The following is a 14053-nucleotide window of genomic DNA, read 5'->3' as shown; positions in this document are numbered from 1 at the left end:
ACACTGGCCCGGAGCCATCGGAAATAAGGAGTGTCGCCATGCAAATGATCTACAACAGCCCCAACTACTGTGTCGTCGAGTTCCCGCCGCAAGACGGCCATCTCTCGATGCTATCCGGTGGGTATGAGATCGTCGACAAGAACACGCAGCGCGAGATTTACATCGACGGTGCGATGGCAGCCAGTTTTCGCGAACACGTGCAGAAACTGATCGAAGACGAACCGACGCTCGACGAAGTTGACGAGTTTCTGGGTCAATTCGACAGCCTGATGAACCAGCCGGTCATTCTTCACTGATCGACAGGCGCCATCCTCCTGGCGACACGTCCTCATCGACCCCGTCCGGCCCCGCGCCGGGCGGGGTTTTTCGTTTTATGCGGCTGCTGGCGCTGAATGTGGCGCTTTTATGTGGCGTTTTTATGTGGATGTCGCGGCGCGAAACGCCGGGGCGCTTCGTTGCGAAAACAGCGACCAGCGTAAGAAATGCCCCTCGCGCTACCCTGCCGGCAACCGCCGTGCCCCGTGCAAGTCCGCCACGCACGGCACGCCCGCGACCATGCGGCTACAATATTGAGTTTCCTGAAAAAAGCCGGTCCGCCCGGCACGAGCCCGATCAGACCATGAACCAGCCCGTCACGTCAGCCCCGTCAGCCGCCAGCCCCCGTGCCGCGTATACGCGCGGCGCGACCTTGCCCGCGTTGCTCGAATCGCGCATCCTGATTCTGGACGGCGCGATGGGCACAATGATCCAGCGCTACAAGCTCGACGAAGCCGCCTATCGTGGCGAGCGCTTCAAGGACTACGCGCGCGACATCAAGGGCAACAACGAACTGCTGTCCATCACGCAGCCGCAGATCATCAGCGAGATTCACGAGCAGTATCTGGCGGCAGGCGCGGACATCATCGAAACGAACACGTTCGGCGCGACAACCGTCGCGCAGGCCGACTACGGCATGGAAGATCTCGCCGTCGAAATGAACCGCGAGTCGGCGAAGCTCGCGCGCGCCGCATGCGACAAATACTCGACGCCCGACAAGCCGCGCTTCGTCGCGGGCGCGATCGGACCGACGCCGAAGACGGCAAGCATCTCGCCCGACGTCAACGATCCGGGCGCGCGCAACGTCACGTTCGACGAACTGCGCACGGCGTACTACGAACAGGCAAAGGCGCTGCTGGAAGGCGGCGCGGACCTGTTCCTCGTCGAAACGATCTTCGACACGCTGAATGCGAAAGCTGCGCTGTTCGCGCTCGACGAACTGTTCGAAGACACGGGCGAGCGCCTGCCCATCATGATCTCGGGCACGGTGACGGACGCATCGGGCCGCATTCTGTCGGGACAGACGGTCGAGGCTTTCTGGAACTCGCTGCGTCACGCGAAGCCGCTGACGTTCGGCCTGAACTGCGCGCTGGGCGCGGCGCTGATGCGCCCGTACATCGCGGAGCTGGCGAAGCTGTGCGACACGTATGTGTCGTGCTATCCCAACGCCGGTTTGCCGAATCCGATGAGCGACACGGGCTTCGACGAACTGCCCGCCGATACCTCGGGCCTGCTGAAGGAATTCGCACAAGCGGGCCTTGTGAACATCGCGGGCGGCTGCTGCGGCACGACGCCGGAGCACATCGCCGCGATCGCGAAGGCGCTGAACGACGTTAAGCCGCGCAAGTGGCCGAGCCAGTATCGCGACGCCGCGTGAAGTATCCAAAGCACGCTTTACAGCACGTTCACACCGAAGCATTGACGCACTGACGAAACACGCACACGAACCATGACCGATCACACGATGCGCCTTTCCGGCCTGGAGCCGTTCAACGTCACTTCGGGGACGCTCTTCATCAACGTTGGCGAACGCACCAACGTGACGGGCTCGAAGGCATTCGCGCGGATGATTCTGAACGGCCAGTTCGACGAAGCGCTGGCCGTCGCGCGCCAGCAGGTCGAGAACGGCGCGCAGGTCATCGACGTCAATATGGACGAAGCGATGCTCGATTCGAAAGCGGCGATGGTGCGCTTCATGAATCTGATCGCGTCGGAGCCGGACATCGCGCGCGTGCCGATCATGATCGACTCGTCGAAGTGGGAGGTGATCGAAGCGGGCCTGAAGTGCGTGCAAGGCAAGGCGATCGTCAACTCGATCTCGCTGAAGGAAGGCAAAGAGAGCTTCCGCCATCACGCGAACCTGATTCGCCGCTACGGCGCGGCGGCCGTCGTGATGGCGTTCGACGAGCAAGGCCAGGCCGACACGTACAAGCGCAAGACGGAAATCTGCAAGCGCTCGTACGACATTCTCGTCAATGAAGTTGGCTTCCCGCCCGAAGACATCATCTTCGACCCGAACATCTTCGCGATTGCAACGGGTATCGAAGAGCACAACAACTACGCCGTCGACTTCATCAATGCAACGCGCTGGATCAAGCAGAACCTGCCGTACGCGAAGGTGAGCGGCGGCGTGTCGAACGTGTCGTTCTCGTTTCGCGGTAATGACCCGGTGCGCGAAGCAATTCACACCGTGTTCCTTTACCACGCGATTCAGGCGGGTATGGACATGGGCATCGTCAACGCGGGCCAGTTGGGCGTGTACGCGGACCTCGACACCGATCTGCGTGAGCGCGTCGAAGACGTCGTGCTGAACCGCCGCGATGATTCCACGGACCGTCTGCTCGAAAGCGCCGACAAGTTCAAGACGGGCGCAGCGAAGAAAGAAGAGAACCTCGAATGGCGCAATCAGCCTGTCGAGAAACGTCTCGCGCATGCGCTCGTGCTCGGCATCACGAACTTCATCGTCGAAGACACGGAAGAAGCACGCGCCAAGATCATGGACGGCGGCGGCCGCCCGATCAACGTGATCGAGGGCCCGCTGATGGACGGCATGAACGTCGTCGGCGATCTGTTCGGTCAGGGGAAGATGTTCCTGCCGCAAGTCGTGAAGTCGGCGCGCGTGATGAAGCAGGCCGTCGCTCACCTGATTCCGTTCATCGAAGAAGAGAAGCGCCAGCTTGCCGAAGCGGGCGGCGACGTGCGCGCGAAAGGCAAGATCGTCATCGCGACCGTGAAGGGCGACGTGCACGATATCGGCAAGAACATTGTCTCCGTGGTGCTTCAGTGCAATAACTTCGAAGTGGTCAACATGGGCGTGATGGTCCCGTGCAACGAGATTCTCGCGAAGGCGAAAGTCGAAGGCGCGGACATCATCGGGCTGTCGGGGTTGATCACGCCGTCGCTCGAAGAAATGGCCTACGTCGCGTCGGAAATGCAGCGCGACGACTACTTCCGCGTGAAGAAGATTCCGCTGCTGATCGGCGGCGCGACGACTTCGCGTGTGCACACGGCCGTGAAAATCGCGCCGCACTACGAAGGCCCTGTCGTGTACGTGCCGGATGCGTCGCGCTCGGTGTCGGTTGCGTCGAACCTGTTGTCGGACGAAGGCGCGACGAAGTATCTCGACGAACTCAAGTCAGACTACGACCGCATCCGCGATCAGCACGCAAACAAGAAGGCGCTGCCGCTCGTTACGCTCGCAGAAGCGCGCGCGAACAAGGCGAAGATCGACTGGAGCGGTTATCAGCCGGTGAAGCCGAAGTTCATCGGCCGGCGCGTGTTCAAGAATTTCGATCTGAGCGAACTCGCGAACTATATCGACTGGGGCCCGTTCTTCCAGACGTGGGATCTTGCCGGTCCGTATCCCGCGATCCTGAACGATGAGATCGTCGGCGAATCGGCGCGGCGCGTGTTCTCGGATGCGAAGTCGATGCTCGCGCGCCTGATCCAGGGCCGCTGGCTGACGGCGAACGGCGTGGTCGCGCTGCTGCCCGCTAACACCGTCAACGACGACGACATCGAAATCTACACGGACGAGTCGCGCAGCCAAGTCGCGCTGACGTGGCGCAACGTGCGCCAGCAAAGCGTGCGCCCCGTGGTGGACGGCGTGATGCGTCCGAACCGCTCGCTTGCCGACTTCATTGCGCCGAAGGATTCGGGCGTCGCCGACTACATCGGCATGTTCGCTGTCACGGCGGGCCTCGGCGTCGACGTGAAGGAAAAGCAGTTCGAGCAGGATCACGACGACTACAGCGCGATCATGCTGAAGGCGCTCGCCGACCGCTTCGCGGAAGCGTTCGCCGAAGCAATGCACGCGCGCGTGCGCCGCGACCTGTGGGGCTATGCGCAGAGCGAAACCCTCTCGAACGACGATCTGATCGGCGAGAAGTATCGCGGCATCCGTCCCGCGCCGGGCTATCCGGCGTGCCCGGATCACCTCGTCAAGCGCGACATGTTCGACGTCCTGCAAGCAGGCGAGATCGGCATGAGTGTCACCGAATCACTGGCGATGCTGCCCGCTGCGAGCGTCTCCGGCTTCTACCTCGCGCATCCCGACAGCACGTATTTCTCGGTCGGCAAGATCGGCCAGGATCAGCTGGAGGACTACGCGCAGCGCATGTCGCTGTCGAAGGCGGATGCCCAACGCGCGCTCGCGCCGTTGCTGTAAGACGCAGACGCCGGGCGGCAGGACTATATCGCTGGCCGTAGGCTGAATATTTTCAGTTGAAAGCACAGCGAATATTTTCGGCTTTGTAGACTGAGCGGGCATTACTTGCCGACCCGCCAGACGCGACCGGAAAAACGCGTCGGCTCAACGACTTGCAACCGTCAACGGAGAAAAATCGTATGAAGAAGCTGACGCTGATGTTGACCGCGTTATCGCTTGCCGCCATTGCACCGATCACCGAGGCTCAGCCTCAGGCGCCGGGCGGATCGAGTGCGGTGAGTTCGTACTCCCCGCCCACCGTCAAGCATGTGAAAAAGCCGAAAAAGAAGAAGAACGGCGCATCCGCTCCCGCGACTGCGCCGCAAGGCGCGAGTCAGTAAGGCTCGCGGCGCTGCAAAAGCAAAAGCCCGTCGTTCGACGGGCTTTTTTGCTTCTGGGCGCAACACACTGGCCTGACCGAACGCGATGCGCGGTCTGCGCCACCACCACGAAAGCGGCGGCCATCAAACCCACGGAGGCGCCTGAACGGGCGCCGCTCAACGCACGCTGGCAGCTCGCTTCAGCGTTCAGAGGCCCCAGACGATATCCGTATTTTCCTTCTGCGCCGCGCGCAGCATGTCGAGGAACGGATACGCCCGCTGCGCGAGACCAATCGGAATCTCGTGGTGCTCGTGGCCATCCTCCCCTTCGTGGAAGTGGCCTTCATGCTCGGCGCGCTCCTGCTTGTCGGTAACGATGGCCGCTTCGAGCTTCGAGATCACCACGCCCAGTTCGTCGTGAGCGATCACGCCGCGTGCGCCGAGCCGCTTGCCGATGATGCCCAGCAAATATTGAGCGAGATTCTCCAGCATCACCACATCGGGGGCGGAGCGGCATTTGAAAGTAATCAACATGATGACGGTTCCCTTTTCGTTATGTTGGCTTCTCGCGCGGCCGGCCGCAGGATACTCGCGACATCGCAACAGCCAGCCGCACGGGTTCCGTTGACACGCCCGCCTGTCAGTTGACGGCAGGCTGGCGGCCACGGCCCTTGCTGGGCATCTCATTGGACATATTAGCACCTGCTAAAATCCGACATTGACGGAAAAAGCTCGCTGCCGTGCGGCCGGGCACGCTGCGCTGCGTCGCAGCTGCGCGTGTTGCAGACTGTCGCCACGGCCCGCGCCACGAAACGTTAGCCGCCTGCCGCGCCGCCGCAGCGTCGCGCGGGCGCCGCGGATCGGGCGCTCAAGCGCTTTCCACGCCGTCGACGGCCTTGCATCACGCCGTTCGCGGCGCTGCCCCGCTTCATCGGACTGCCTCACTGGACTCGCAACAAGCATGCTGCCTGCACACAAACACACTCTCGAAACCCTGTTGACCGACGTGGTCAAGCAGGTCGCCCAGGCGACGCAAGGTGAATCCGAAGCCGCGTTCATCGCGCCCGCCATCACGCTCGAACGGCCGAAGGTCGCCGCGCACGGCGACGTCGCGTGCAACGTCGCGATGCAGCTCGCCAAGCCGCTGCGTGCGAACCCGCGCCAGCTCGCGCAGCAGATCGTCGATGCGCTGCTCGCGCATCCGCTCGCCAAAGGCCTCGTCGATAGCGCCGAAGTGGCGGGTCCCGGCTTCATCAACCTGCGTGTGTCGGCGGCTTCCAAGCAGGCCGTGATCGCCGCCGTGTTCGAGCAGCGCGAAACCTTCGGCCGCTCGCAGCGCGACGCAGGCAAGCACGTGCTGGTCGAGTTCGTCTCGGCCAATCCGACCGGCCCGCTGCACGTCGGCCACGGCCGCCAGGCCGCGCTCGGCGATGCGACGTCGAACGTGCTCGCGTCCCAAGGCTATGACGTACATCGCGAGTTCTACTACAACGACGCCGGCGTGCAGATCGGCAATCTCGCCATCTCGACGCAGGCGCGCGCCCGTGGCCTGAAGCCGGGCGACGCAGGCTGGCCGGAAGCCGCATACAACGGCGAATACATCGCCGATATCGCGCGCGACTATCTGAACGGCGAGACCGTGTCGGCCAGCGACGGCGAACCCGTCAAGGGCGCGGGCGACGTCGAAGACCTCGATGCGATCCGCCGTTTCGCCGTCGCGTATCTGCGTCATGAGCAGGATATGGACCTGCAGGCGTTCGGCGTGAAGTTCGACCAGTATTACCTCGAATCGTCGCTGTACAAGGAAGGCCGCGTCGAGAAGACCGTGAACGAGCTGATCGCGGCGGGCAAGACTTACGAGCAGGAAGGCGCGCTGTGGCTGCGCACCACCGACGACGGCGACGACAAGGACCGCGTGATGCGCAAGTCCGACGGCACGTACACGTACTTCGTGCCCGACGTCGCGTATCACGAGACGAAGTGGGAGCGCGGCTTCACGAAGGTCATCAACATCCAGGGCTCGGACCACCACGGCACGATCGCGCGCGTGCGCGCCGGGCTGCAGGGTCTCGGCGTCGGCATTCCGAAGGGCTATCCCGACTACGTGCTGCACAAGATGGTCACCGTGATGCGCGACGGCCAGGAAGTGAAGATCTCGAAGCGCGCGGGCAGCTATGTAACGGTGCGCGATCTGATCGAATGGTCGGGCGGCGCCGTGCCGGGCCAGGAGGCCTCGCCCGATCTGCTCGACGAAGAGACGATCCGCCGCGGCCGCGACGCCGTGCGCTTCTTTTTGATCTCGCGCAAGGCCGACACGGAGTTCGTGTTCGACGTCGATCTCGCGCTCAAGCAGAACGACGAGAACCCGGTGTACTACGTGCAGTACGCGCACGCGCGCATCTGCTCGGTGATCAACGAATGGAAGTCGCGCTACGGTGCCGATGAAGCGGTGCTGCCGTCGGTCGATCTGTCGCCGCTCGACAGCGAGCGCGCGATGGCGCTGCTGCAGAAGCTCGCCGAATACCCCGACATGCTCACGCACGCCGCCGACGAACTCGCGCCGCATGCCGTCGCGTTCTATCTGCGCGACCTCGCGGGCGAATTTCACTCGTTCTACAATGCCGAACGCGTTCTGGTCGACGACGAAGCACCGCGCAATGCGCGCATCGCGCTGCTCTCGGCGACGCGCCAGGTGCTGGCGAACGGCCTCGCTGTGATCGGTGTGTCGGCACCCGCAAAAATGTAATCTCTCCGCGTTTTAATTGCGATTTAATCGGGACGATAGCCGGATGACCGTCGTTATAATCGACGGTCATTCCAGATTTCCTTTTGCAGGTGAATTAGACGATGGCAAAACCACGCCGCACTACAAAGCAGTCAAAACAAACCGGGGGCACTTTTCTCGGTATCGTGCTGGGCCTGATCGTCGGCCTGGCCATCGCGGTGGTGGTGGCGCTTTACATCACGCGCGCGCCTACGCCGTTCGTCGCGAAGGTCGCGCCGCCCGCTGCGTCCGATAGCGGCGCAAGCCAGCCGCAATACGACCCGAACCGTCCGCTGCAGGGCAAGACGCCCGGCCAGCCGGTGCCGCAAGCCGCGCAACCCGCGCCGCCCAACACTGCGCCAGGCCAGACCACGAACCAGACGCAGACGTCGGGCATGCTCGAAGAGCCGCAGATCGTCGAAGTGCCGCCGTCGAACAACGGCGTCGCCGTCGCGCCGAAGCCCGCGCAGGACAACGGCGCAAACAACGGCACGACCACGGCAGCCATTCCGCCGAAGAAGGCGCCGAGCCCGACCAGCGCGCCCACCACGACAGCCAACAACGCGCCGACGCAGCCGCCCAAGGCCGGCTCGACGCCGAACGCCAACGCCACGCCGCCCGCCGCCAACGACGCGAACACCGGCTATCTGCTGCAGGTCGGCGCCTACAAGACGTCCGCCGACGCCGAACAGCAGCGCGCGCGCCTCGCGTTCCAGGGCTTCGAATCGAAGGTCACGCAGCGCGATGCGGGCGGTGTGACGTACTATCGCGTGCGTATCGGCCCGTTCTCGAAGTTCGAGGACATGAACACCACGCGTCAGCGTCTTTCGGATGCGGGCGTCGATACAGCCGTGATCCGCTTCACCAAGCAGTGATTCACATTCGGTAATGCATTGTCATGCGCCGCCGCTGAACCTTCAGCGCGCGGCGCAAGTCTCAGGTGCGGCAGCCTGCCGTCGAAACCGTAGCGGTCGCGGCGCGCAACAAGCCGGCCACCGTTACTTTCCCTGATTGGGTTCACAAGACATGAAAAAACTGCTCAGCATTCTTTTCCTCTCGATCGGTCTCGTCGCGAGCGCGGTACAAGCGGCGCCCGCCGCGCCCGTCGCCGGCAAGGACTACACCGTGCTGTCCACGCCGCAGCCCGTTGAAGCGCCTGCCGGCAAGATCGAAGTCATCGAGTTCATGTGGTACGGCTGCCCGCACTGCAACGAGTTCGACCCGTATCTCGAAGCGTGGGTCAAGAAGCAAGGCCCGGACGTCGTGTTCAAGCGCGTGCCCGTTGCGTTCCGCGACGACTTCATCCCGCACTCGAAGCTCTATCACGCGGTCGACGCGCTCGGCCTCGCCAATCAGCTCACGCCGGACATCTTCCACGAGATCCACGTCAACAAGAACTATCTGCTGACGCCGGAAGACCAGGCCAAATTCCTCAAGACCAAGGGCGTCGATCCGAAGAAGTTCATGGACGCGTACAACTCGTTCTCGACGCAGAGCGCGATCCAGCGCGACAAGAAGCTGCTCGAAGACTTCAAGATCGACGGCGTGCCGACGCTCGCCGTGCAGGGCAAGTACGAAACGGGTCCGGCGCAGACCAACAGCCTGCCGGGCACGATTCAGGTGCTCGACTATCTGGTCGCGCAGGTTCGCGCCAAGAAGATGTAATTCAGCCCGCACGCGCCGCATGAGTTCACCACTGAAGGTTTTCATCACCGGCGCGTCCAGTGGCATAGGTGAAGCGCTCGCCGCCGACTATGCGCGGCGCGGCGCGATTCTCGGCCTCGTCGCCCGTCGCGGCGACGCGCTCGCCGACTTCCAGCAGTCCCATCCCCAGAACGCAATCTCCGTGTATTCCGTCGACGTACGGGACGCGGAGGCGCTCGCGCAGGCCGCGCAGCAGTTCATCGCGGAGCATGGCTGCCCCGACATCGTGATCGCGAACGCGGGCATCAGCCGCGGCGCCGTGACAGGCCACGGCGATCTGCAAACGTTCCGCGATGTGATGGACATCAACTACTTCGGCATGGTCGCGACGTTCGAGCCATTCGCGCAGGCGATGATCGACGCGCGCAAGGGCGCCCTCGTCGGCATTGCGAGCGTCGCCGGCGTGCGCGGCCTGCCGGGTTCGGGCGCATATAGCGCGTCGAAATCGGCGGCGGCGAAGTATCTGGAAGCGCTGCGCGTCGAGATGCGGCCGTTCGGCGTATCGGTCGTGACGATCGCGCCGGGCTATATCCGCACGCCGATGACGGCGCACAATCCGTACGCGATGCCCTTCCTGATGGACGCGGACCGCTTCGCCGCAAAAGTCGCCGATGCGATCGCGCGCAAGAAACGCTTCGCGACCTTCCCGTGGCAAATGCGCCTCGTGTCGATGCTGCTGCACGTCGCGCCTCGCTGGCTCTACGACGCCGTCTTCGAAAAGGCTCCGCGCAAGCCGCGCGCCGCGCAGTAGATCATGCGCACGCGTGTCGTCGATGCAGCCGGTGTCGAACACGCGAAAGCGGAACGCGGCGCGCGCATCGTATCGCTGGTGCCGAGCATCACCGAACTTCTCTTTGCTTTGAAGCTGGATGCGCAGATCGTCGGGCGCACAGGCTTTTGCGTGCATCCGCGCGACAAGGTGCGCCGTGTGCCGAAAGTCGGCGGCACGAAAGCCGTGAAGATCGACGCCGTGCAGGCGCTGCAACCCACACATGTCATCGTCAATATCGACGAGAACGAGCGCGAGACCGTCGAGCAGTTGCGCGAGTTCGTGCCGCATGTCGTCGTCACGCATCCTTTGACGCCCGAGGACAACTTCGCTCTGTATGCGCTGCTCGGCGCGATTTTCGATCGCGACGACGAAGCGCGCGCGTTGGGCGCACAGCTTCAGACGCAACTGGACGCATGCGCATCGCGCGAATGGCCGCAGCAGAACGTGCTCTATGCGATCTGGCGCGAGCCGTGGATGACCGTCGCACGCGACACCTATATCTCAGCAATGCTGCGCCTCGTGAACTGGCAGACGCTGCCCGATGTGCGCGGCGGCGAGACAGGCGCGGCGCGTTATCCTTCGTTCGATCTGGATGCCGCGTGGCTCGCCCAAGCCGACCGCGTGTTGCTTTCGAGCGAGCCGTATCGCTTCACGCAGCAACATTGCGATGCGCTCGAGCAGGACGCGCGCCTCGCGGGCAAACGGATCGGGCTGATCGACGGCGAGATGGTGTCGTGGTACGGCTCGCGTGCGATCGACGGCATCGCGTATCTTCTGGACTACGCCAGCCGTTAGCGCGTATCCGCCGCCATATGGATATGCGGATTCAATTGTTGTCGCTGCTGAAAGCGTTCGATAAGCTTGCGCCAGAGCCGGCGACGAATGACGTACTGATGTGAGGCACTGCGCCTGCACCGAAACCGTATCAGAATCAGTTTGCGTGAAAGCACCCGCCCGGAGCGCGCGTAGTGAGCTGCAAATGCACGACGCCGCCCCGCCACGAACAATTCGAAATCCCGGGAGATCTTATGCGTTTCAAGTTGCTTGCCGCCGCCGCGACGGTGACGGCCCTCGCCACCGCGCCCGCGCTGGCCGTCGCGAAGCCGCTCACCGTTTGCACGGAATCGAGCCCGGACGGCTTCGACGTCGTCCAGTACAACTCGCTCGTCACGACCAATGCATCGGCGGATGTGATTTTCAATTCGCTCGTGTCGTACGACGAAGCGGCGAAGAAGGTTGTGCCGTCGCTCGCCGACAAGTGGGACGTCAGCACCGACGGCCTCACGTACACGTTCCATCTGCGCCCGAACGTGCAGTTCCAGACCACCGACTATTTCAAGCCCACGCGCGCGCTGAACGCCGATGACGTCGTCTTCACGTTCACCCGCATGCTCGACGACAACAACCCGTGGCACAAGGTCGCAGGCGCGAGCGGCTTTCCGCACGCGCAGTCGATGGGTCTCGTGAAGCTGATCAAGGCGGTGTCGAAGGTCGACGACAACACGGTGAAGTTCGAGCTGAACGAGCCGAACGCGACCTTCGTGTCGATCCTGACGATGGGCTTCGCGTCGATCTATTCGGCCGAATACGCGGACCAGTTGCTGAAGGCGGGCAAACAGACCGACCTGAACGCGAAGCCGATCGGCACGGGTCCGTTCGTGCTGAAGGGCTACACGAAGGATTCGATCATCCGCTATGACGTGAACCCGAGCTACTGGGGCGCGAAGCCGAAGATCGACCGTCTGATCTACGCGATCACGCCCGACGCCGCTGTGCGCGCGCAAAAGGTGAAAGCCGGCGAATGCCAGATTGCGCTGTCACCGAAGCCGCAGGATGTCGCCGACGCGAAGCAGGACAAGTCGCTCGCCGTCGTGCAGACGCCCGCGTTCATGACGGCATTCGTCGCGCTGAACACGCAGAAGAAGCCGCTCGATAACCAGAAGGTGCGCGCGGCGCTGAACATGGCGTTCGACCGCACGTCGTACCTGAAAGCCGTGTTCGACAACACGGCGACGCCCGCGAACAATCCGTATCCGCCGAATACGTGGAGCTACGACAAGGCCGTCAAGCCGTGGCCATACGACGCCGAGAAGGCCAAGAAGCTGCTCGCCGAAGCGGGCTATCCGAACGGCTTCGAAACAACGATCTGGGTGCGTCCGAACGGCAGCGTGCTGAATCCGAATCCGAAGGCGGGCGCGGAAATGCTGCAGGCGGACTTCGCGAAGATCGGCGTGAAGGCCGAGGTGAAGGTGATCGAATGGGGCGAGTTGATCAAGCAGGCCAAGCAGGGACAGCACGACACGCTGTTCATGGGCTGGGCCGGCGACAACGGCGACCCGGACAACTATCTGTCGCCGCTCTTTAGCTGCAATGCGGTGAAGTCGGGGATCAACTTCGCGCGTTATTGCGACCCGGAGCTCGACAAACTGATCGCGCAGGGCAAGGAGACGGCGGATCAGGGCAAGCGCACGAAAGCGTATGAAGCCGCGCAGCAGATCATTCACGATGCTGCGCTGTGGATTCCGCTTGGGTATCCGACGGCGGCCGCTATCACGCGGACGAACGTGAGCGGGTATCACGTCAGTCCGTTTGGGCGCCAGAATTTTGGGGCGGTGGTGGTGCAGTAAGCTGCGCTGCGTTTTGAGCTATGAGAAAAGCCCGGCCTGCGAGATGCGGCCGGGCTTTTTGTTTGAGGCGACGAAGTGGGTCAGTCGCGTGCGCCGAACTTTTTCACAATAGAATCAAATTTAAACGGCTTTACTTTGACTTTGTTGCGAACGGGGTGATTTCCAGGTCCTTTCCGAGGTGTGTCGGCAGAAGCGTGGATTCATATCCGGGCCTGGCGCTCACCGCGCGACGGAAACGCCTTATCTAGCCTCACCCTCAAACCGAATCACCCCATCCCCACCCTGCACCCGCTTCAATTCCCCCTGAAGCCACAGCAGATGCAAATGCGCGAGCGCTTCGCCCATCGCAAACGTCATCTGGTGAATATCGAGTTCCCGTTTGAACATGATGGGGACGATATCCGCCGCGCTACACGGCTTCTGGGCGCAGGCCTCACGCACTTCCGCCAGCCGCGCCGCGTGGTGATCGCGCAGCTGTCCAATACGCGTATGCAGCCCCCGAAACGGCTTGCCATGCGATGGCAGCACGAGCGTATCCGGCGCCATCGTTTCATAACGGCCAAGCGAACCGAGATACAGCGCCAGAGGATTGCTTTCCGGCTCGATGTCGAACACCGATACGTTCGTCGAAATGCGCGGCAACACCATATCGCCGGAAATCAGCACGCCATCGGCTTCCGCGTGCAGCGCGCAATGCTCCGGCGAATGACCGAAGCCCGTCACGACTCGCCACGTGCGCCCGCCGATCGACAGCGCATCGCCGTCGCGCATGCGCCGGTATTGGCCCGGCACCGAAGGAACGAGGTTCGCGTAATAGCTCTTGCGGTTGCGCAGCTTGTCGAGCGAGGTCTCGTCGCTTAGTCCATGCCGCGCAAAGTGCCGCGCCGCGCCCTCGCCGCCTGCGTTCGAGCCGTCGCCGGCCGCCATCACGCGGCCCAGCATGTACTCGCCGAGCGAGATCCACAGACGCACGTTCCAGCGCTTCTTCTCGCCGCCCTCACACAGCCAGTTCGCGAGACCGAGGTGATCCGGATGACAATGCGTGACGATCACGCGCAGCACGGGCAAGCCTTCGAGCGCCGTGTCGAACAGCGTTTCCCAGTTCGCCTTGATCTCGTCCGAAGCGATCCCGCAATCGACGATCGTCCAGCCCTTCTGCCCGTCGATCTCGTCGCGCAGCAACCAGAGGTTGATGTGATCGAGCGCGAACGGCAACGGCATGCGCAGCCAGTAGACGCCCGGCGCGACTTCCCGCGTCGTGCCGGCGGCGGGCATCTGGTCGGCGAACGGATAGTCGAGCTGGTGTTCGAGAGCATTCATCGTAAGGTTTCCTTCGTCGGCGGC

The 14053-nt window shown here is 63.0% G+C and carries 11 protein-coding genes and 1 pseudogene; 10 read left to right on the top strand and 2 right to left on the bottom strand.

Features of this window, described 5'->3' with window-relative positions; genetic code table 11:
- Positions 1-38: 38 nt before the first annotated feature.
- The 4 genes and pseudogenes from SB822_RS38650 to SB822_RS38635 all read left to right on the top strand — a co-directional run bounded on the left by SB822_RS38650 (position 39) and on the right by SB822_RS38635 (position 4863).
- The gene (locus SB822_RS38650) at positions 39-296 is read left to right on the top strand and encodes a DUF3567 domain-containing protein (RefSeq protein ID WP_007577767.1); all 258 of its coding nucleotides are present in this window, start codon (positions 39-41) and stop codon (positions 294-296) included.
- Between the two features lie 323 nt (positions 297-619).
- Positions 620-1693 (top strand): homocysteine S-methyltransferase family protein, encoded by a 1074-nt coding sequence (locus SB822_RS38645; RefSeq protein ID WP_007577769.1) that lies wholly within the window; start codon positions 620-622, stop codon positions 1691-1693.
- A gap of 60 nt (positions 1694-1753) precedes the next feature.
- Positions 1754-4483 (top strand): annotated as a pseudogene (gene metH / locus SB822_RS38640) (methionine synthase); the annotation flags it as partial.
- A 179-nt stretch (positions 4484-4662) separates the two neighbouring features.
- On the top strand, positions 4663-4863 hold the full coding sequence (locus SB822_RS38635; protein WP_007577774.1) for a hypothetical protein: 201 nt from the start codon (positions 4663-4665) through the stop codon (positions 4861-4863).
- Positions 4864-5049: 186 nt separating this feature from the next.
- Here the strand turns inward: SB822_RS38635 and SB822_RS38630 are convergent, their stop codons facing one another.
- The gene (locus SB822_RS38630; RefSeq protein ID WP_007577775.1) at positions 5050-5376 is read right to left on the bottom strand and encodes a DUF1840 domain-containing protein; all 327 of its coding nucleotides are present in this window, start codon (positions 5374-5376) and stop codon (positions 5050-5052) included.
- A gap of 427 nt (positions 5377-5803) precedes the next feature.
- On the opposite strand from SB822_RS38630, the gene argS reads away from it, so the two are divergent.
- The 6 genes from argS to SB822_RS38600 all read left to right on the top strand — a co-directional run bounded on the left by argS (position 5804) and on the right by SB822_RS38600 (position 12709).
- Positions 5804-7588, top strand: coding sequence for an arginine--tRNA ligase (gene argS, locus SB822_RS38625; protein ID WP_410857097.1), 1785 nt, complete (start codon positions 5804-5806; stop codon positions 7586-7588).
- A gap of 101 nt (positions 7589-7689) precedes the next feature.
- Complete coding sequence (locus SB822_RS38620) at positions 7690-8481, top strand: SPOR domain-containing protein (RefSeq protein ID WP_007577783.1); 792 nt, start codon at positions 7690-7692, stop codon at positions 8479-8481.
- Between the two features lie 151 nt (positions 8482-8632).
- Entirely contained in the window at positions 8633-9271 is a 639-nt protein-coding gene (locus SB822_RS38615; protein ID WP_042306407.1) for a thiol:disulfide interchange protein DsbA/DsbL, read from the top strand.
- A gap of 19 nt (positions 9272-9290) precedes the next feature.
- A complete protein-coding gene (locus tag SB822_RS38610; RefSeq protein WP_086918050.1) occupies positions 9291-10061 on the top strand; it encodes an SDR family oxidoreductase in 771 nt (256 codons plus the stop codon).
- 3 nt (positions 10062-10064) lie between these two features.
- Positions 10065-10877 carry a helical backbone metal receptor gene (locus SB822_RS38605; protein ID WP_410857096.1) on the top strand — a complete coding sequence of 271 codons (813 nt, stop codon included), beginning with the start codon at positions 10065-10067 and terminating at the stop codon, positions 10875-10877.
- 233 nt (positions 10878-11110) lie between these two features.
- Entirely contained in the window at positions 11111-12709 is a 1599-nt protein-coding gene (locus tag SB822_RS38600) for an ABC transporter substrate-binding protein (RefSeq protein ID WP_410857095.1), read from the top strand.
- A gap of 240 nt (positions 12710-12949) precedes the next feature.
- On the opposite strand, the gene SB822_RS38595 is transcribed toward SB822_RS38600, so the two are convergent.
- The gene (locus SB822_RS38595) at positions 12950-14029 is read right to left on the bottom strand and encodes an MBL fold metallo-hydrolase (RefSeq protein ID WP_410857094.1); all 1080 of its coding nucleotides are present in this window, start codon (positions 14027-14029) and stop codon (positions 12950-12952) included.
- Positions 14030-14053 lie beyond the last annotated feature (24 nt).

Source organism: Paraburkholderia sp. SIMBA_054 (assembly GCF_046534875.1).
GTDB classification, from domain to species: Bacteria; Pseudomonadota; Gammaproteobacteria; order Burkholderiales; family Burkholderiaceae; genus Paraburkholderia; species Paraburkholderia hospita.
Note: the sequence above shows the minus strand (reverse complement) of the source record. Positions and strands in the feature narration are given on the sequence as shown.

Excerpts from the sequence above, each read along its gene's own strand:
- argS (WP_410857097.1), top strand. The coding sequence starts at position 5,804 with ATGCTGCCTGCACACAAACACACTCTCGAAACCCTGTTGACCGACGTG.
- SB822_RS38635 (WP_007577774.1), top strand. The coding sequence starts at position 4,663 with ATGAAGAAGCTGACGCTGATGTTGACCGCGTTATCGCTTGCCGCCATT.
- SB822_RS38620 (WP_007577783.1), top strand. The coding sequence starts at position 7,690 with ATGGCAAAACCACGCCGCACTACAAAGCAGTCAAAACAAACCGGGGGC.
- SB822_RS38645 (WP_007577769.1), top strand. The coding sequence starts at position 620 with ATGAACCAGCCCGTCACGTCAGCCCCGTCAGCCGCCAGCCCCCGTGCC.
- SB822_RS38595 (WP_410857094.1), bottom strand. The coding sequence starts at position 14,029 with ATGAATGCTCTCGAACACCAGCTCGACTATCCGTTCGCCGACCAGATG.
- SB822_RS38610 (WP_086918050.1), top strand. The coding sequence starts at position 9,291 with ATGAGTTCACCACTGAAGGTTTTCATCACCGGCGCGTCCAGTGGCATA.
- SB822_RS38600 (WP_410857095.1), top strand. The coding sequence starts at position 11,111 with ATGCGTTTCAAGTTGCTTGCCGCCGCCGCGACGGTGACGGCCCTCGCC.
- SB822_RS38650 (WP_007577767.1), top strand. The coding sequence starts at position 39 with ATGCAAATGATCTACAACAGCCCCAACTACTGTGTCGTCGAGTTCCCG.
- SB822_RS38630 (WP_007577775.1), bottom strand. The coding sequence starts at position 5,376 with ATGTTGATTACTTTCAAATGCCGCTCCGCCCCCGATGTGGTGATGCTG.
- SB822_RS38615 (WP_042306407.1), top strand. The coding sequence starts at position 8,633 with ATGAAAAAACTGCTCAGCATTCTTTTCCTCTCGATCGGTCTCGTCGCG.
- SB822_RS38605 (WP_410857096.1), top strand. The coding sequence starts at position 10,065 with ATGCGCACGCGTGTCGTCGATGCAGCCGGTGTCGAACACGCGAAAGCG.